Consider the following 19749-nt stretch of genomic DNA (forward strand, 5'->3'; position numbering starts at 1 on the left):
GTATGATTTGAGGCCGTCGCGATGCATCCACCGCAAAACATTAATCAAAATCGATCAAGAGACTAAAGCGTTTTATTTAGCATACGAGAAGATACATCATAGGGGCGCACTTGAGAGCTTATGAGAGGCTTTTTTAGCAGATAAGAAACCATCATGGCGGCTGAGCATACCGCCACCATCTATCATGAAAACAACTGATTTAGCGCAAAAAGTATAATCGTGACATATGTTGGTTATACTGATTGGTTTGCGCTGCTCCAATAATGGTTGTTTTCATACAAAAGTATAACTTTCTTATCATGCATAAGTGCAACTAAGGCTTTCGCCAGGCTTGGCGATAAGCCAAGTTTTCTTTAGCGAGGAGGCTGCGGCTGCATTTTCCTTTCCATTCTGATATATTTTTCATAACGTGATTTTCTTTACAAAGGTGTCGATCGTGATGTATCAAGATCCTTCCGGGGCAAAAAAACGTTTATTGGCTTTGATGTTGATAACCACGCTTTTTGCCTTTGCTTTTTCGATCTCCAGTTTCTATGAATGGTATGTGCTTGCCGATTATGATCCCCGGGCAACGCCCGAAGATTTAAGCAACGACACGATGCAAACACTGGGATTGCTTTCCCTTGTGATCGTCATGCCTCGTATGCTTTTGTTTATCGTTACCGCCGTATTTTTTTTGATATGGGTTTATCGGATGCATGAGAATGCCCATGCGTTGCAACTGGACGGGAATATCTCTTCACCGGGGTGGGCCATTTCCGCTTATATCATTCCGTTTATTAACTTTTTCATGCCCCTCGTTTCGCTCGTACAACTCGCGAAATCACAAGCGGCCCAGCTTAATGTTCAAACGAAAAACGTGTGGCTTGTCTCCTGGTGGTTACTGTTTTTGTTTTCCATGTTAATGGCGGCTACCCGCGGTTTCTTTTCCGAAGAAGGAGCTACGGTGGAAACGTTGCGAAATGATGCATTGACGACGGGCGTCTCCGAATTTACGCTTTTTCTGTCGGGGTGTCTCGTGTGGATGGTTATTTCCCGACTCACGAATCAACAAGTTGAAATTAAAGAGGAGTGATGAAAAATGGAACACGTCATTATTACGGGCGCATCGCGAGGGTTAGGGGCAGCGATGAGCCGGGCTTTTCTCGAAGACGGTGCGACCGTGCATGCGCTCGCGCGCTCGGAAATACCCGCAACGAAAAACCAATACAGCTACCAGGTTGACATCGGCGATGTGCAAGCCCTCGTTCATACTTTTCGGGACATCTTTGCAAGTATCGATGGAGACACATGTACATCCGTAACCCTGATTAACAACGCAGGCCTTGTTTCTCCGGTGGGACCGGCGGCTGAGAATGACCCCGATGAGATCGCGACAAGCATCGCCGTAAATGTGAGCGCGCCCATGATCGCGGCTCGGGAGTTTTTGCAACACAGTTCGTCGTTGTCCGTGCACCGGACGGTTTTAAACATTAGTTTCGGAGCCGGCAAAAGCCCGATGGAAGGCTGGAGTGCCTATTGCACCGGGAAGGCGGGGCTGGATATGTATACGAAAACCGCCGCCCTCGAACAAGAAGACGCCGCGAATCCCGCCCGCTTTCTTGCCGTTGCTCCGGGGATTGTGGATACAGACATGCAGTCGACGATTCGCGACACATCGAAAGAATCCTTTAAACACGTGGATAAGTTTCGCGACTACAAAAAACAGGGCAGCCTCAGCGACCCTGACGTTACAGCAGCAGCCATGCTGCGTTTGCTCGCTGATCGCAAAGCCACTAACGGAAAACTGCTTGATATTCGGGAATATTTATAGGCCTAATTGGCGCGCAAGTGCCAGCCGAGAATAGCATTGTAAAGCGCGTGGGCAGCCACCGGCGCCCACAGCGTGTGACTGAGCAAAAATAAGGCCCCAAGCCATAGCCCCATGATAAAGACGATCGCGTGCATTAAGATTTTTCCTTTATACTGTGGAATGTGCAGAGCCGCGAAAACAAGCGCGTTTAAAACAAGGACGAGCGTTGTATTCCAGTGATCGATGACCAAACCCATGAGGACGCCGCGGAAAAAAAATTCTTCGGCAAAACCTGCGCCAAGGGCGATGGTTACAATACCCCCGCGCATATGTATGATTCTTTTCAGCATCTGGGTCAATTCATTTTCCGGCAACTCCATTTTCGACACTTTCATGATGACCGTGACGATCAAGGCCATGAGGGCACCGCTAGCGAGGCCGATTACGACATCAATACCAAAGGATTCCAGGCTAAAAAGCCCGGCTATAAAAGGGATGACTTCTCCCCACCGAAAAATAACACATAGAATAAGCCCGGCTAGAACCATAAAGCCAAACCCTTGCCACACGGCTATTAGCAGGCGTGAATCTGTCGTTCCCATTAAGTGGCCTCCTTCAACAAAACAAAAGAGCGACTGCTTCCGTTACGAAGCAGCCGGATCTACCATTTCCATAAAATCAATGACATGTTGCTCGCTCATACCGCCTGTACGTATATGTTCCACTTCTCCGCTTTCATCGATGAGATAGGTCGCGGGAAGTTGTCCGACGCCATATTGGTCGAGCACATCACGGTTTTCATCCTTCAGGAGCGGAAAAGTGAGTTGATGGCGCTCGGCAAACCGGTCGATTGTCAATTCGGATTCCCCGACGTTAACGGCAAGAATTTCTACATCTTCATCGGCATATTGTTGGTGCTGATCTTCCATATAGGGCATTTCATCTTCACACGGCGGGCAAAAAGTCCCCCAAAAGTTGAGGAATACGCCCTGTCCTTCGTAATCGGCAAGCTCCACTCGCTCGCCATCCATATTTTCCAACGCGAAATTCGGCGCTTGTTCCCCTTCGGATACAGCGGCGGGTTCAGCCTGAATGAAATTGGTATAAAACACATAGCCAACCCCGAGGGTGAGCGTGAGCAATATGGCTGTGCGCATGATTAAGCGGCGTCGTTTACGTTTATAGCGTTCCTCTTTACCCATATGTCCACCTCTACGATGATAATTATTACCATAAGCATCTCACACACGAAGGAAAATGATCAAGTAAACGGGCTGATTGTCTGCTGATTGTCATAAAAACTTTTTTAAATGCTTTTCAGCACTTCATCGTCATCGGTTGTTGGCCGTTGACAGGCGAAATTTTCACACAGGTAATACGTCGTCTTGCCATCTATAGTTGCGAATGCCTCGGCAAATGCCGGGATGCTTTCATCGCCTTCCGCGATCACGAGCGGATGAATATGGGGGCTGAACGCCGTTCTTAAATGATTGACGACGACGTCTTCTTCCAGGGACGTATTACCGCTTACAATCACGAGTGTTTTTCCGCGCCATTCGTGCATGAGCAAAGCCTGCAATAAATGGAGATGGCCGATCGGGTAATGTTCCAGTCGCCAACTGGCTGCCTGTAACAGCTCATCGACTTCAGCGAACAGCGACTGGTCAGCTGTGATTTCTGCCAGACGTAACATTTGCACGGCGGCCACCGAATTGCCCGCGGGCTCTGCCCCCTCTGACCATGATGACGGACGCGTAAGCAGCGATTCTGCATCCGTACCCGTGAAATAGAAGCCGCCGGATTCAGCCCGGAAAAGCCGCTTCATATCCTCGGCCATCTGCTGGGCGCTTTGGAGGTATTTCGGCTCATAAGTGGCATCATACAGTTCCAGACTCGCCCACATCACATTGGCATAATCATCGATAAACCCTTTTTCCTTCACTTCCCCATCACGATAACGCACCATTAAGCGGCCGTCCACGAACATGGTGGAATTGAGAAATTGATAGGCGTCTTCAGCCACAGCAATATATTCGGGTTCAGCAAACGCCGCTCCTGCTTTCGCAAACGCCGCGATCGCATAAGCATTCCAGCTCGTCAGGATTTTATCATCCTTATGCGGGTGCACGCGCTCTTCACGGATATCAAACAAGTGGGTGCGACACGCTTCCATGCGCTGTTCAAGGGTATCCAATGACATGTCGTGCTCTGTGGCGATTGCTTCTACATCCGCATCCAATTGATTCGGGATATTCTTCCCTTCAAAATTCCCCGCTTCGCTGATGCCGTAAACGTGGCAAAATAATGCGCCATCTTCATCGCCGAGGGCATCCATGATTTCCGCCTTCGACCAAATGTAAAATTTCCCTTCTTCACCCTCGGAATCCGCATCTTCGGCCGAGTAAAAACCACCGTTTTCATCGCGCATGCCGCGCGCGATGTAGTCGAGAATTTCTTTTGCGGTCGTTTTATACAGAGGCTCTCCCGTTAACTGATAGGACTCTGTGTAGGCAAGCGCCAGTAATCCGTTATCGTAGAGCATTTTCTCAAAATGAGGCACGAGCCAACGCTCATCGACGGAGTAGCGGGCGAAGCCGCCGCCAATATGATCATAAATGCCACCTGCACGCATTTGCGTGAGCGTTGTTTTCGCCATGTCCAACGCTTCGGAATCATCCGCCCAGGAGGCATAGCGTAAAAGATAGAAAACGTGTTGCGGCATCGGAAATTTCGGTTCGCCGGCCAGACCGCCGTTCGTATGATCAAAGTGTTCTTTCAACTCCGCGTAGCCGTTCTCAAGGGTATGTGCCCCGATGGCTTCCTGATCCTGTGTGATTCCCTGGGATAACGCCTGCTGGACACGTCCACCGATATCGGTAATGCGATCCCGGTTTTTTTGAAACTGCTCGGCGAGTTGCGGCAAGGCGTCGAGCATACCCGGCATTTGCTGCAGACTCTTTTTCGGCAGATACGTCGCCACATAAAACGGCGCCTGTTCCGGTGTTAAAAACGCCGTAAGCGGCCAGCCCCCGTGCCCGTTCATCGCCTGGCACGCATCCATATAAATAGAATCGATATCCGGGCGCTCTTCGCGGTCCACTTTAATGGAAATGAAATCCTTGTTTAAAAGCGCAGCCACCTCTTCATCTTCAAACGATTCATGGGCCATGACATGGCACCAATGGCATGTGGAGTAGCCGATCGATAAAAATACAGGTTTATTTTCATCCTTCGCTTTGGCAAATGCTTCTTCTCCCCATTCATGCCAATCCACCGGGTTATGGGCGTGTTGAAGCAGATAGGGGGATTTCGCGTGGATAAGTGCGTTCGGCGTTTCTGGCGTAGACATTGTGACACCTTCTTTCTCCTTTTATCATCCGTTGTACCCGTATTGCCTATGTATGAAAACAAAAATACTTTTAGTATCTTCATACACCAACGTTGACGACCTAACAACTTTCCCTATATCGCATTAGGGCGTCAAAACCAACCGTTGGCGACCTAACGGCTTCCGCCACAAAGCGTTAGGTCACCATAAGCCATTGTTGGCGACCTAACGACTTCTGCCATAACACGTTAGGGCGCCAACCCCCGTTTCAATCCGGTAAAAAACCGTCACCTTACCGCTTAATCCCTACTCATTCAACGCCGTTTCCAGCGTGTCGATATTCATCTGCATCATGCTGAAGTAATCTTCCTCGTTTTCGATGTCTTCTTCGGAAACGGATTCCAGGTTTCGGAGGATGAGGCTTTCGGCTCCGATTTCTTCCTGGATGACTTCCGTCACCGTACTGCTGACATTATTTTCAAAAACAATGTACCCGATATCGTCCTCTTCAGCGATCTCAACGATTTCAGTGAGCTCTGACTGGGAAGGCTCCTCCGTGGATGAAAGACCGAGGACGCTGAGTTGCTCCAACCCGTAACGCTCTTCCCAGTATCCGTAAGCGGCATGGGAAACGATCATCTGCTCACGCTCCGCTTCGGCAAACGTGTTTTCCAAATCTTGATCGAGTTCTTCTAAATCATCTCGAAGCACTTCGTAGTTTTCCGTAAAATATTCTTCTTGTTCGGGGTGCAATTCGACAAGGGTGTTTTTCACATTTTCCGCGACTTCAATGCTGCGGATCGGGTCGAGGAAAATATGAGGGTCGCCGTCGCCGTGTTCATGGTCATGATCATGGTCATGATCATGTTCATGATCATGATCGTCCCCGATGAGATCGACACCCTCCCCGGCCGGAACCATCGCCACGTCTTCGTCGCCAAGCATATCTTCAGCCGTATCCACAAATCCTTCCATCCCGACGCCGGAATAGATAAATGCATCCCCTTCCGCGAGTTCGACCATTTCATTGGCGGACGGTTCAAAAGTGTGGGCATCTGCATTCGGCGGGTAGATGCTTTCGGCTTCAACGTAATCTCCCCCGATTTTAGAGGCGAAATCCTCCAGGGCAAAAACGGTCGTATAAATCATTAATTGCTCCGGATCACTCTCATCTTCGGAACTTTCCGCCTGACACCCCGCGAACAACATCCCCGAAAGACCGATGGCAGCGATAAAATAAGCCTTCTTTTTCATCATTCAACATCCTTATAAATTGTAATCATTACGATTAAACAATAGAGGAATCTCCTTTTTATGTCAATCCCTAAACATTTGCAAGCGTCTCTAGTATAATAGCTATTAATGACATAACTTCATAGAAAAGCAGAAAGGGCCCCGTTTATGGATGTAGCAACTGTCACGTTTACGATCGCCACGATGGCGGTCATTATTGTGCTCGGCGCTGCCGTCACGTTTCGATATCCCATCACTGAAAATACGAAACAGACGTTTATGCGTATTATTCTCAACATAGCGGTCCCCGCAATCATCTTAAACGGGATATTCAACACGGAAATGACCGGTGAAGTGATCAATCAAGTTGTAACGATTTTTCTTTTTTCGGTTATTTTCCATTTATGTGCGCTTTTTTTCGCCTTTCTCATCGGCCGGATGATTCGGTTTCCATCAATGCTGGCGAAGCAACTGGCGATTCTCTCAACCTTTGGAAACGCCGGGTTTATCGGGATCCCCCTGAGTTTCACCATTTTCGGTCCGACCGGCGGCTTGCTCGCCTCCGTATTTACGACCGGCCTTGATCTTATCATCTTTTCACTCGGCGTTTTTTTGTTACAATCGGGTGAAAAGTTTGATCCCAGACAATTGAAAGCGTTGCTAAACGGACCCTTAATCGCCCTTGTTTCCGGAGGTTTGTTTGTACTCAGCGGGCTGGAGGCCCCGGTGCTTTTACAGGACCTGACCGAGATGCTGGCAGCGCTTTCGGCGCCGCTCTCGATGTTATATATCGGCTTTTTATTGCCTCCGTTTTTTAAAAAAGGACAGGCTTTCGTATTTCCGCAATTATGGTTCCCATTGTCGATGCGCCTGATCGTCATCCCGGTGCTCAGCATTACGATCATTGTGTTCTTGCCCTTCGATGAGTTTATAATACAACTTTTCATCATCCTCGTGCCTTTACCGACGTTTACGTTAGCGACGGTGTTGTTTTCCAGGTATACCGATCAGGAAAATGAATCAGTGATGGTGATCATTTATTCTACGCTTCTTTGCCTGGGGACGATTCCATTGATCGCTCTCTATGCCAATTTAATTACCTAAGGGAGGTTATTTTCATGAGTGAAGCATTGCTTGTCATCGATTACACGAATGATTTTGTGGCCAGTGACGGAAGACTAACGTGCGGAGAACCCGGTCAAAACATCGAGGGAAGGTTGGCGTCCATTCTGCAGGGTTTTCATCAAAATGAAAAAGAGATTTTCTTCCCCGTCGATGTCCACGAGGAAAATGACCCATACCATCCCGAAACCGAGCTTTTCCCGCCCCACAACATCCGCGGAACGAAAGGTCGTGAACAATACGGGCAAGTACAAACATTCCTCGACGATCTGGGCGAGGAATGGCCCCAGCATATCCACTGGATGGATAAAACACGCTACAGCGCATTTGCCGGTACGCCTTTAGAACTGAAGCTGCGGGAAAGAGGCATCACCCACCTTCATCTCGTCGGCGTCTGCACCGACATCTGCATCCTGCACACGGCTGTCGACGCTTATAATCGCGGCTTTCAGCTCACCGTTCATGAAGATGCGGTGCAAAGTTTCAATGCCGACGGGCACGCGTGGGCGCTCGGACATTTTCAAGATTGCCTGGGCGCGAACGTCGTTTCCGGATAAAAAACAGAAAACGGAGGTAACCATGAAACCATACGTCTATATCGCTCATCCCATTCCCGAACACGTGGAATCGTACATTGCTGAACATTGCGATTACAACATCTGGAATGACTCGAATGAAAAAATACCGAAAGAACGACTAAAGGAAGAACTGAAAAACGCTGATGGCGCGATGCTGACAGGTCAGCCCGTCGATGAAGAACTGCTGGCGGCCACCGAAAACCTTAAGGCTGTGAGCACCGTTTCCGTCGGTTATGATCGCTATGACATCGACGCACTAAAAAAATATAATGTCTACGGCACACACACGCCCTATGTCCTTGATGACACCGTCGCGGACTTGATTTTCGGGTTGATATTATCCGGCGGACGCCGCATCGCCGAACTCCATGAATATGTCAAAGCCGGAGAGTGGGGGGTGGAGCCGGATAGCGCGTTTTACGGCTATGATATTCATCACAGCACGCTCGGTATTATCGGGATGGGAAGAATCGGGGAAAAAATTGTCCAGCGCGCCCGTTTCGGATTCGAGATGGACATCGTCTATCATAATCGCTCCAGAAAACCGGAGCTGGAGGAAACGTTTGACGCCGTGCGCCTCGAACTTAACGAGCTCTTATCCCGGGCCGATTTCGTTGTCGTCATGGTGCCGCTCACGGATGAAACGAAACAGCTCATCGGCGAGGAAGAATTACGTTTGATGAAATCCAGCGCCGTATTAATCAATGGCGCCCGCGGGCCTGTCGTCGATGAAAACGCCCTCGTTGCAGCGTTGCAGGAAAAATCCATTTTTAGCGCGTCGCTTGATGTCTTCGAACAGGAACCACTGCCGAAGGATCATCCGTTGTTGGACCTTCCAAATGTTACATTAACACCCCATATCGGCTCCGCCACGCAAAAAACCGACGAAGAAATGATGATGCGAGCCGCCGTTAATATGGTCGAAGGCGCGAGTGGCCAGACGCCTCAGGATGTCATAAAAGAGCAGCGTTAATCAAGGAGGCATTTTTTATGAACAGCGCGAGATGTATCCATGATTTGAAATCTTCACTGGGAGAAGGGCCGGTATGGAATCACGGCGAGCAAGCGTTATACTGGGTCGACATCAATGGCCAAATCATTTATAAATGGCAGTCTGACGAAGAGGAACCCCACGCTTACCACCTTCCGGAAAAAGTAGGCTGCCTGTCCATGCGCGAACGCGGAGGCCTTTTGCTCGGAATGGAAAATGGGTTTTTCTTTTTCGACGAGACCACGGAAGCATTAACGGCGATTACCGACCCTGAACCCGACCAGCCTGATCAGCGTTTCAATGATGGAAAGCCTGATCCCGTCGGCCGCTTTTACGCCGGTACCATGTCTCCGGAAAAGGGAGGGGCTGCTTTTTACCGCCTGGATACGGACCTGGAAGTAAAGCGAATGTTCGGGGGCGTTACGACTTCCAACGGGCTGGCGTGGAACCTCGATGAAACGAAACTTTATTATATTGACACGCCCACGAAGAAAGTGAGCGTGTTTGACTATGAACGTTCAAGTGGGGTTGTGAGCAATGGACAAACGTGCATCACCGTTCCCGAGGGCATAGGAAAGCCTGATGGGATGACGATAGATGAAGAAGACATGCTCTGGATTGCTTTTTTCGGCGGTAGTATCGTCGGCCGTTTTAATCCTGACACCGGTGAATGGCTGGAAACGATCGATGTCCCCGCGAGCCAGGTGACGAGCTGCACATTCGGAGGTCCCGACTTAAAAACGCTATATATCACCACCGCACGGAAAAACTTAACCGCCACCGATTTGGAAAAGGAGCCTTTAGCCGGGGGACTGTTCGCCTATGAAACGAACGTACGGGGTCTGCCGGCGTATACGTTTCTGGGGTAACGCTTTATCAAGTGAAGTCAGGGGCCCGTTTCTTATTTCAATTCCGATTGCTCCAAATGTAAAAAGCACCTGTTTACGGACAGGTGCTTTTCTGAATCCATCAAGGATCACTTTTTTCAGCCATATGAGTTGCTGCAGCATAACCGAATACCATAGATGCACCTATGGTTGCGCCTGGTCCGGGGTAAGTTTCTCCCATGACTGAGGCCGTGCAGTTCCCGGTGGCATACAAGCCTTTGATTGTTCCCCCTTCTTTATTGACGACTCCCCCTGATTCATCGATGACAAAACCGCCTTTTGTTCCGATATCTCCCGGATATACAGGCATGGCATAATAGGGGCCCTTATTGAGCGGAGCCAAATTCGGATTTTTCAATGTGGGATCGCCATAATATTGGTCATACGCACTCTTGCCGCGTTGAAAATCTTCATCAACGCCATTAGTGGCAAAAGTGTTAAAACTCTCTATCGTTGCCGCTAAATTCTCTGGAGGGACGTCGATTTTCTCTGCTAATTCAGCTGGGGTGTCGGCTGCTTTGGCATATCCCTCCTCAAACCACACTTTCGGAAAAGATTGAAAAGGCATGATGCCAAATATAAGATAACGATTCTTCACACGCTTATCCAATATAATCCAAGATGGAATCGTTGAAGCGTTTTCTGTGTTATTTTCATACATTTTATCAACAAATTCATGATAGGGAACCGATTCATTAATGTAACGTTCCCCATTATGATTGACGATAATTAATCCTGGTGTGGACCGTTCTGCGACTGGCATGAATGCCGAAGATCCAGGTGGTGCTGAGGTAGGGGTCCCCCACATTTTATTCATCAGATCTATTTTTCCTCCTACTTTCACCCCTGCCTCAATGACATCTCCTACTTGTCCTTCAGATGCTAATGTCCATTCGGCGCTCGTTGGATGTAGCAAATACTTCTCCCGTAGTTCCTGGTTATGGGAAAAACCACCAGAAGCAAAAACAACACCATGGCGAGCTTGGATGTTAATTTTTTGCCCATCTTTCTCAGCAATGATCCCTGTTACTTGACCATTTTCATATACGAGATCGTTAAACGGTGTCGACAACCAAACTTCACCTTCTACTGCTTTCAGTGAGGCATACAGTCGAGCGACAAGTGCCTCACCCAATGTCGTAGGCTTATACGAAGTCAGTAGTGTACGTATGAGACGTAACCCTACTTTCAATGCTTTAACTTTGCCAATCCACGTGCGTGTAATCATATTTACTTTATGAAATTCGGTTGATTTAAGTACCATACCTTTTGTCGGCAATCCAGACGGCCTTAAATGATTGATATCTTCGCCCAAATTGCGCAGGTCAAAAAGTTGGGCTTCTACTGCTCGGCCAGCGGCCAATCCCCCCGGCAATTCCGGATAATAGTCGGAGTATTTTGGTGTATACTCCCATTTGAAATATCGGGCATGATCGTATAAATACTGTACCATTTCCGACCCTTTCGACAAATATGCGTTTTTTAATGAGTCTGGCACACGGTCCCCTATAGTGGAATCAAGATAAGTCTTAGCTTGTTCATACGTATCTTCAACCCCGGCCTCTTGTAGATACAAGTTGTTTGGAACCCAAATCGTTCCACCCGATCTTGATGTTGATCCACCGAAAAGCTCCGTTTTTTCAATGACGATAGCTGATAAACCACGTAAGCGTGCGGTTAGTGCAGTTGTTAACCCTCCGGCTCCCGATCCGACTACGACGACATCATATTGTTCATCCCAATGCTGAGCCATCGCTACATATCTCCTTTATTATCGCTCGTGTTTGGCAAGCTGTATAGTACATATTTCGCACTACACAGCTCCTTACATATATCTTACAGATCTATTAATATTTTAATTTGGTGGAAATGAGTGTAATACCTATCATTTTTGCATAGCTTGTTGTAAAGCACGAACATATTCCGTTTCAGCACGCTGACTGACTTCAGCTTGAGGAATATAGCCTTCAAATCCGTGGAAGCACCCCGGATATAGGTGAAATTCAGTTGGGACACCAGCCCGGTTCAGCCTTGCCACATAATCGATCGTTTCATCTCGGAACGGGTCTAATTCCCCCACACAAGTATATGTTGGAGGCAGTCCTGATAAATCAGTTGCACGAGCTGGAGCTGCATAAGGTGAGATTTCTTCCTTATTATCTGCTCCTAAGTACATGTCCCATGCTTTAATATTTAAATCTCTATTCCACACCCTTTCATCCGTTATTTCATAACTTGAAGGAGTCGTGTTACGATCATCAATCATGGGATAAAGTGGCATTTGGAATGAAATTGAAGGGCCTTCACGATCCCTGGCCAATAGTGAGACAGCAGCTGTTAACCCTCCACCGGCACTTACACCGCCAACAGCGAGACGCGTAGGATCTATCCACAGTTCATCTGCATTTTCGGAAAGCCATTTCAAAGCTGCATAGCAATCGTCCACAGGAACTGGGAACGGACTTTCAGGTGCTAATCGATAATCTACTGATACGACGATACAATCCGCTTCCGTAACAAAGCGCTGACATAAACTATCATGCATTTCGGGGCTACCGAGGATATATCCGCCCCCATGAATCCAAAGGAGCCCGGCAAGGGTTTCATTTTTCATGGCAGGTTCATAAATTCTCACACGAATATCATCTGCCCCTTCAACACTTGGAATAAACCTGTCTGTTATTGAAACAGATTGATTTACAGGCGTTGCCATAGCCATTTCCAGCATTGCGGCTCTAACCTCTTCTAATTGGTCAAAATGCATTGCAGGCATTTCAGAAAATATAGGTCTTAAAGTAGGATGAACTTTCGATTCCATTATAACGCCTCCCTAAATCTGTTTAAACTGCCAGCCCTCCGTCGACAGGCATTACAACACCGTTCACGTAAGAAGCTTCGTCCGAGAATAAAAATGATACAACTGAAGCGATTTCGTCGGCAGTTGCTGTACGCTGCATTGGGCTGGAGTTTTCTGAATCGTCAACCATTCCGTCTGTCATCGTAGTTTTTACGGCACCGGGGCAAACGGCGTTTACTCGAATACCTTGTGAACCATACTCATTGGCGGCTGTTAACGTCATACCGGCTAAAGCATGTTTTGTTGCCCCGTAAACACCAAGATACGGCTCGGCCCGTATGCCAGCATGGGAAGAACCATTAACGATCGAACCGGATTGCTGCTGGGCCATCATCTCAAGAACGTATTTCAAACCGAGAAAAGCCCCTTTTAAATTGACAGCCATAACCTGATCAAATTCTGCTTCTTCTACTCCATGAAGCAAGGAAGGTTTCTGCAAGATTCCGGCATTGTTGTGAAAAAAGTCAATTCTACCAAACTTCTCCTTTGCCTCCTTGACATATCGCTTGACATCTTCCGCCTTCGATACGTCTGCCAAAAACCCGTGAGCTTCAATGCCCTTCCGTTTAACCTCATCAACGGTTTTATCCAGTGTTTTTTCATTAAAATCGAGCAATAAGAGTTTTACACCTTGAGAGCCCAATTTCTCTGCTGTTGCTCATCCAATTCCGCTTCCTGCACCTGTAATAATTGTTGTTTTTCCTTCGACATTCATTTCTCTGGCCACTCTTTCTGATTTAATCTATATAACTCTATTCCGTTGTGACATGGTTTTTTTCAATGTTACGCATTTCTTTTTTATACATCCAAAAACCTTCGTAACCGTTCGCAGCAACTTCATTACATTTCTGCCGGTATATCGGGAAACCTGCGAGATAAATCGGGAATCTACCACTCGGCTTACCGGCGATATTAGCACCCGTGTACCATGATTCTGTCTTGGGGAAAAGCGTTGCCTGAGCTACTTCATTACAATGTTCACTCCATGCCTCTTCCGCCTCTTCCTTTGCCTCAATTTTTTCAATCTCATGATCAGAAAGATATTGAATACAATTCGCGATCCAATTAACATGTTGTTCAATAGCCGTAGGCACGTTGGCTAGTACAGAAGGGCTTTCAGGCCCGGTAATCATGAAAAAGTTTGGGAAGCCGGCGGTGGTCATTCCTAGATACGTTCTCGTCTCTGCACCATCCTTCCATTTTTCCTTGAGTGTTGTCCCATCTTCTCCATGAATATCAATCTTAAACAAGGGACCTGTCATTCCATCATAGCCGGTAGCAAAAACTAGAATATCCAGGTCGTATTCAGCCTCTGCGGTTCTCACACCACTGGGCGTCACCTCCTCAACCGGGTCTTTTTTCACATCTAACAAAGTGACATTGTCACGGTTATACGTTTCATAATAATAAGTATCCAAGATAGGCCTTTTGGTCGCATAATAGTGTGTTGGTAACAACTTCTCGGCTACTTCAGGGTCATGGACGGTTTCGCGTATTTTGTTTCGGATGAACTCGGAAGCGGTTTCGTTGGATTCTTCTGAAAAAAGTAAATCGTTATAAGTTGCTGCTGCAAACCCTTCTCCTCCTTTCTGCCAGGCATCCTCGTATACTTTTCGACGCTCTTCCGGCGTATCTTCCAGTGCCGAACGATTATGTGGCACAAAAGGAAGGGCACCCCAGGAATTATACATTTTTCTCTTAATTTCATTGTAATTTTCTTTTGTCTGCCGTATGAAATTCGGATCATACGCATGGTTTCTTGCAGGGACAGCATACTGTGGGGTTCTCTGAAAGACAGTGAGGTGACTTGCTTCTTGAGCAATGACCGGAATAGATTGAACACCACTTGAACCTGTACCGATGACGCCAACCCGCTTACCATCAAATTTTACTTTTTCATGCGGCCAGTTTCCGGTATGGTACCACTCGCCCTCGAAAGAGTCTAAACCTTTAAAATCAGGGATATTAGTCGCGGAGAGGCACCCTACACCTGTAATAAGGTATTTAGCCGATATGCTGGTATCATCGTTCAAGTAAATTTGCCATCTGTTATGTTCATTATCAAAATGTGCAGCAGTGACGCGTGTTTTGAACTGGATATCCTGACGTAGGTCGAATTTGTCTGCCATATAATTGAGATAACTTAAGATTTCCGGTTGCTCTGGGTATCTGGAAGACCATGTCCATTCTTGAAGAAGCTCATCAGAAAAAGTATAGTTGTAATATATGCTTTCCGAATCACAGCGCGCACCGGGATAACGACTCCAATACCATACACCGCCAACGTTCTCGCCTTCCTCATACGCGCGGGTTGAAAAACCATCCTCACGAAAACGATAAAGCGCATACAATCCTGCAAAACCAGCGCCGATGACAACTACATCCAAGCTAGTGGCCTGAGTTTTATCGTGAGATGCCATTTTTATTTCTCCCTCCATAAATATAGTCCATTTTCAAAGTCTATTTTAATCATAAATATTTTCCCATTATTTGAACATTCCCTATTTTGTATGTATAATTTCCTCTAAAAGAAGGTGTTTTTATGATACCCGAATATCTCCTTCAGGAACAACTTAGAAAGGTAGAAACTACTCTCAGTCATGAAGAGAAACTGTATAAAATCCTGGAAGTGTATATGGAGAACTTTCCCGTTTTGAATTCATTTTTATCAAGATATTCACCTCTCGGATATTTTGGGGAAGGTATTATTTCACTAACCTCAAACCGTTTTGAAAATATAAGTTATATGAGGGACGATATTCGGTCATTGCCCGTAATTTTCTCAGCCATTCGTGAAAGAAAAGCTAAATATTCTTCAGGTGTCGAATTTCTGAAACAGACGAGCAGTAAATACATTTCCCATGACCTTTCCGTCGTCGTTGTGCCAATTTGTTTCGATTCAGCCGTCATCGGATTTATTTGCTCAACAGAGCTTGAAAAAGGGACGACCATTGATGAAAAAATGCTTTCAACACTCACTCTTTATGGAAAACTGGTTGGACAGTTTCTCGAGAGCTCCGACAGTGTTATAGATGATGCACAAGTATTAAGCAAAAGAGAATTAGAAGTGATGAGAAGAATTTCTTGGGGAGAAAACACAAAAGAAATCGCTGACAGAATAAATATCAGTGAGGTAACCGTAAAACAATATGTTAAATCCGCAAGAGGAAAGCTTGGGGCTCAAAATCGTTCTCATGCCGTCGGGGAACTGTTTAGAAAAGGAATTATTAAGTGAATAAATCAAACCCGCATTTCACATCGATAATGCGGGTTTAACGTTGATTCCCTTCAATCGTTTAATCATTACTCTTTTCTACAATTTCCCATGTCCGGGTTTTCACGGAATTCTCGACAGCTTCCAGAACTTGTTGACAACGTAATCCGTCTTCAAAATTTGGATAAACAGGGTGTTCGCGTGTGATCGCGTTTGCAAGATCATTGGCCTGGTGTGTAAAAGTATGTTCATACCCTATTAAATGACCGGGCGGCCACCATGCCTTCATATAATCGTGAGCATCTGGTTCGGTCACAAGAATGGTTTTATATCCCTGTATATGTTCTTCATCTTCGTTTGAAAAAAATTGCAGCTCATTCATGCTTTTAAAGTCGAAAACGATCGATCCCCCGGACCCATTAATCTCTATATACTTTTTATTCTTGCGGCCGGTAGCATAACGGGTCGCCTCAAAGCTGCCTACAGCCCCATTGTCAAATCGAGCCATAAAAAGTGTGGTATCATCGACGGTTACATCCCTTTTACCCTCATCACTATCGACAGGACGTTCTTTTACAAATGTTTCAGACAAGCCGATGACTTCAGCAAATTCACCGACAAGATAACGGGCCAGATCCACAATATGGGCGTTTAAGTCCCCGTGTGCTCCGGAACCGGCTACATTTTTGTCTAATCGCCAGGCAAAAGGAGATTGGGGATCGGCAAGCCAATCCTGTAAATAGTGCGCGCGTATATGATAAACGTCCCCGATCCGCCCTTCAGAGAGCAAGCGTTTAGCCAAGGCAATGGCAGGTATGCGACGATAGTTAAAACTAACCATATGTTGCACACCGGCTTCTGTAACCGCCTGCAACATTTCTTTTGCATCACTTACACTTAATGCCATCGGCTTTTCGGTTAAAACATGCTTGCCTGCTTTCGCAGCCGCAATCGCAATATCTTTATGCGTATTACTCGGTGTACCGATATCGATAAGATCAATGTCGTCGCGTTCGATAACGGAGCGCCAATCCGTTTCATAAGACTCCCAACCGTACGTATGAGCCGCCGACTTTACACTTTTTTCGTTTCTGCCGCAGATCACTTTTAATTGATAAGGAGCTTGTGGTTCGAAATAAAAGTTGGTGTTTCTATAGGCTTGCGTATGGGCTTTTCCCATAAATTTGTAGCCGATCAATCCGACTTTGATATCACTCAAAAGACCACCTCATTTATTCTCTCTTTTGAAATACAACAGCAATAATAATCACTAATCCAGTGACAAAGCCTTGCAAGTACGGAGAAACATTCATTAAGTTCATCATGTTATTCAAAATACCCAAGATTAGCACGCCAAAAAGTGTTCCGACCACTTTCCCGCGTCCTCCGGTCATGCGTGTGCCGCCGATGATAACGGCAGCGATCGCATCCAACTCATAGAGCTGCCCGGAACTGGAGGAAGAAATGGAATTCAGGCGGGATGTCTCGATGATTGCCGCAACGCTTACGAGCATCCCCGCCAGGGTATAAACGGCCATTTTTATCCGATCTACCCGGATCCCTGACAAAAGCGCCCCTTTTTCATTACTGCCAATCGCATACACATAGCGGCCGAAACGTGTTTGATGCAATAAGATAAAAACGAGCACCGCCATCAATCCGAAAATAAAAATCGGCGATTGTACCGCGCCGATACTGCTGTTTGAAATGGCGCTAAACCCTTCTACTTCCCCGGAAATGCTACCGCCATCTGATGTATATAAAGCAATCGAGCGGGCGGCAGCCATCATCCCCAGCGTGGCAATAAAGGCAGCAATCTTTAATTTTGCGACCATAAACCCGTTAAGAAAACCTGTGAATGCGCCAACGGCCAAAGCCGTTATAATCGCAATAAAAATACTTCCGGAAGCATTTAAGGCGATCACCGAAAATACACCGACTAAGGCCAAAACCGACCCCACGGATAAATCTATCCCGCCTGACAGCATAATCATCGTCATGCCTAAAGCGATGACACCGATAATGGACACTTGCATTAAGATATTCATGAGATTGCTGAATTCCAGAAATCTCGGACTCAAGATGGACGAAACAACAAACAGAATCAAAAAGGCGATAATCACGCTGTATTCTGTCCATATCCACGAAAGGCGGCTATTCCATTTTGTCGATCTTTTGGCTCGTTCGAATTCCGGTTCTGCCATGCTATCGCCCCCTTTTTGAGCCTGTGGCATAACTCATAATCTCGTCATCCGTCGCTTCTTCACCTGCAAATTGCGCCGTTACCTCCCCTTGGTACATGACATGAATGGTATGACAAACTTTTCGGATTTCCGATGCTTCCGAAGATAAAATAATTACAGCTTTACCCTTGTCAGCCAAAGCAACAATATGTTGATAAATTTCACGTCTAGCTCCGACATCGATGCCCTGCGTCGGGTTATCAAAGATAATAATATCCGCGTTCACTTCAAGCCATTTGGCGATAACCACCTTTTGTTGATTCCCACCGCTTAACTTGTCGATCGTCGTTTTCGGGTTGGGGACTTTTATATTTAACTTTTGTTCGTAAAAATTGAACTTTTCTCGTTCAGCCCTTCCTTTAATCAGTCCTGCTTTTTCAAAATGGGCCAATGATGACAGGCTCATATTTTGGATGACGTTAAGATCCTTAATGATCGCATTCTCTTTTCGATCTTTAGGAACAAGCCCCATCCCCGCTTTTAATGCTTGTTTCGGATGGTTGATATTGACATCCTGAGCAAATATTTTGATCTGTCCGTTATATTTTTTCCGAAAGCCGAACAAACTTTCAAAAAGCTCGGTTCGTCCATCACCGGCCAGCCCCGTAAACCCAACGATTTCTCCTTTGCGGACGGTAAAATTGATATCCTTAAAAAAACCTTCACTCGTTAAGTGTTTCACTTCCAATGCCACCGGTCCGAATGAATGCGATTCTGTTAAACGGTCTTCAGAAACTGATTTGCCCACCATCAGCTTTGTGATTTCGTCCAGGTTCTCATCTTTCATACGGTTGCTGCCTACGACATGGCCATCGCGCAAGACGGTATAGGTGTCACACACTTCCTGGATCTCTTTTAATTTGTGAGAGATATAAATGATGGACACGCCTGTCTGTTTAAGATTTTTCATGAGTGCAAACAGGCGATGAACTTCGTGTTCTGCTAAAGCAGTCGTCGGTTCGTCCATAATAATCAGCCTGGAGTTATGTAGGAGCGCCTTTGCAATTTCAAGCATCTGTTTGTAGGACGTATCCAAATGACGGACGTACGTCTTCGGATGAATATCAACGCCTAACTCAGCCAAAATATCGCTCGTTTTGTCACACATCTCTTCTACCTTTACAAAACCAAACCGATTCTTAAGTTCATTGCCTAAAAACAGATTTTCATATACGCGCAGGTCGGAGATGACATTGAGTTCCTGATGGATAAAGCTGATCCCGTAAGATTGAGAGGTTCTGGGCGTGGTCATTTCTACCGTCTGCCCGTTTAAAACGATGGCGCCTTCATCGGGTTGATGAACACCGCCCAATATGTTCATTAACGTAGATTTACCGGCCCCATTCTCCCCCAGCAAGGCATGAATTTCCCCGTGTTCCACGTTGATAGAGACGTTTTTCAGCACCGGCACATGATTGAATGATTTACTGATATTTTTCATGGACAAAAAGGACGACATCGTCATCCACCCTTTCCATCTTAATCAAAAAGGGAATACAACATC

The 19749-nt window shown here is 46.5% G+C and carries 17 protein-coding genes and 1 pseudogene; 7 read left to right on the forward strand and 11 right to left on the reverse strand.

Features of this window, described 5'->3' with window-relative positions:
* Positions 1-439: 439 nt before the first annotated feature.
* Positions 440-1075 carry a DUF4328 domain-containing protein gene (locus BLS58_RS05095; protein WP_090396650.1) on the forward strand — a complete coding sequence of 212 codons (636 nt, stop codon included), beginning with the start codon at positions 440-442 and terminating at the stop codon, positions 1073-1075.
* 6 nt (positions 1076-1081) lie between these two features.
* Entirely contained in the window at positions 1082-1813 is a 732-nt protein-coding gene (locus BLS58_RS05100) for a (S)-benzoin forming benzil reductase (protein WP_090396653.1), read from the forward strand.
* Positions 1814-1815: 2 nt separating this feature from the next.
* Here the strand turns inward: BLS58_RS05100 and BLS58_RS05105 are convergent, their stop codons facing one another.
* The 4 genes from BLS58_RS05105 to BLS58_RS05120 form a co-directional block, all read right to left on the reverse strand.
* Positions 1816-2394: a CPBP family intramembrane glutamic endopeptidase gene (locus BLS58_RS05105; RefSeq protein ID WP_090396655.1), complete on the reverse strand. Its 579-nt coding sequence runs from the start codon at positions 2392-2394 to the stop codon at positions 1816-1818.
* Between the two features lie 42 nt (positions 2395-2436).
* Entirely contained in the window at positions 2437-2994 is a 558-nt protein-coding gene (gene resA / locus BLS58_RS05110; RefSeq protein ID WP_090396657.1) for a thiol-disulfide oxidoreductase ResA, read from the reverse strand.
* A 104-nt stretch (positions 2995-3098) separates the two neighbouring features.
* Positions 3099-5141 carry a thioredoxin domain-containing protein gene (locus BLS58_RS05115; protein ID WP_090396659.1) on the reverse strand — a complete coding sequence of 681 codons (2043 nt, stop codon included), beginning with the start codon at positions 5139-5141 and terminating at the stop codon, positions 3099-3101.
* A gap of 285 nt (positions 5142-5426) precedes the next feature.
* Positions 5427-6374 (reverse strand): metal ABC transporter solute-binding protein, Zn/Mn family, encoded by a 948-nt coding sequence (locus BLS58_RS05120; RefSeq protein ID WP_090396660.1) that lies wholly within the window; start codon positions 6372-6374, stop codon positions 5427-5429.
* 147 nt (positions 6375-6521) lie between these two features.
* On the opposite strand from BLS58_RS05120, the gene BLS58_RS05125 reads away from it, so the two are divergent.
* From BLS58_RS05125 to BLS58_RS05140, 4 genes are read left to right on the forward strand one after another with little or no spacing between them, the layout of a single operon-like run.
* A complete protein-coding gene (locus BLS58_RS05125; RefSeq protein WP_090396662.1) occupies positions 6522-7457 on the forward strand; it encodes an AEC family transporter in 936 nt (311 codons plus the stop codon).
* Positions 7458-7471: 14 nt separating this feature from the next.
* Positions 7472-8032 (forward strand): cysteine hydrolase family protein, encoded by a 561-nt coding sequence (locus tag BLS58_RS05130; protein ID WP_090396664.1) that lies wholly within the window; start codon positions 7472-7474, stop codon positions 8030-8032.
* A 22-nt stretch (positions 8033-8054) separates the two neighbouring features.
* A complete protein-coding gene (locus tag BLS58_RS05135; protein WP_090396666.1) occupies positions 8055-9026 on the forward strand; it encodes a 2-hydroxyacid dehydrogenase in 972 nt (323 codons plus the stop codon).
* Positions 9027-9043: 17 nt separating this feature from the next.
* Positions 9044-9913, forward strand: a complete 870-nt coding sequence (locus BLS58_RS05140) for an SMP-30/gluconolactonase/LRE family protein (protein ID WP_090396668.1) — start codon at positions 9044-9046, stop codon at positions 9911-9913.
* A 100-nt stretch (positions 9914-10013) separates the two neighbouring features.
* Here BLS58_RS05140 and BLS58_RS05145 read toward each other — a convergent pair whose 3' ends face one another.
* The 4 genes and pseudogenes from BLS58_RS05145 to BLS58_RS05160 all read right to left on the reverse strand — a co-directional run bounded on the left by BLS58_RS05145 (position 10014) and on the right by BLS58_RS05160 (position 15208).
* Positions 10014-11684, reverse strand: a complete 1671-nt coding sequence (locus tag BLS58_RS05145) for an FAD-dependent oxidoreductase (RefSeq protein WP_090396670.1) — start codon at positions 11682-11684, stop codon at positions 10014-10016.
* Positions 11685-11816: 132 nt separating this feature from the next.
* A complete protein-coding gene (locus BLS58_RS05150) occupies positions 11817-12749 on the reverse strand; it encodes an alpha/beta hydrolase (RefSeq protein WP_090396673.1) in 933 nt (310 codons plus the stop codon).
* 22 nt (positions 12750-12771) lie between these two features.
* Positions 12772-13434 (reverse strand): annotated as a pseudogene (locus tag BLS58_RS05155) (SDR family NAD(P)-dependent oxidoreductase); the annotation flags it as partial.
* Between the two features lie 106 nt (positions 13435-13540).
* Complete coding sequence (locus tag BLS58_RS05160; protein ID WP_090396676.1) at positions 13541-15208, reverse strand: flavin-containing monooxygenase; 1668 nt, start codon at positions 15206-15208, stop codon at positions 13541-13543.
* A gap of 122 nt (positions 15209-15330) precedes the next feature.
* Between BLS58_RS05160 and BLS58_RS05165 the strand changes: the two genes are divergently transcribed.
* Positions 15331-16023 carry a helix-turn-helix transcriptional regulator gene (locus BLS58_RS05165; RefSeq protein WP_090396678.1) on the forward strand — a complete coding sequence of 231 codons (693 nt, stop codon included), beginning with the start codon at positions 15331-15333 and terminating at the stop codon, positions 16021-16023.
* A gap of 61 nt (positions 16024-16084) precedes the next feature.
* Here BLS58_RS05165 and BLS58_RS05170 read toward each other — a convergent pair whose 3' ends face one another.
* From BLS58_RS05170 to BLS58_RS05180, 3 genes are read right to left on the reverse strand one after another with little or no spacing between them, the layout of a single operon-like run.
* Positions 16085-17221: a Gfo/Idh/MocA family protein gene (locus BLS58_RS05170; RefSeq protein ID WP_090396680.1), complete on the reverse strand. Its 1137-nt coding sequence runs from the start codon at positions 17219-17221 to the stop codon at positions 16085-16087.
* 13 nt (positions 17222-17234) lie between these two features.
* Entirely contained in the window at positions 17235-18206 is a 972-nt protein-coding gene (locus BLS58_RS05175) for an ABC transporter permease (RefSeq protein ID WP_090396682.1), read from the reverse strand.
* A gap of 1 nt (position 18207) precedes the next feature.
* A complete protein-coding gene (locus tag BLS58_RS05180) occupies positions 18208-19704 on the reverse strand; it encodes a sugar ABC transporter ATP-binding protein (RefSeq protein ID WP_245723059.1) in 1497 nt (498 codons plus the stop codon).
* Between the last annotated feature and the right edge of the window lie 45 nt (positions 19705-19749).

Origin of the sequence: Natribacillus halophilus (genome assembly GCF_900100185.1) — a bacterium.
Lineage (GTDB): Bacteria > Bacillota > Bacilli > Bacillales > Marinococcaceae > Natribacillus > Natribacillus halophilus.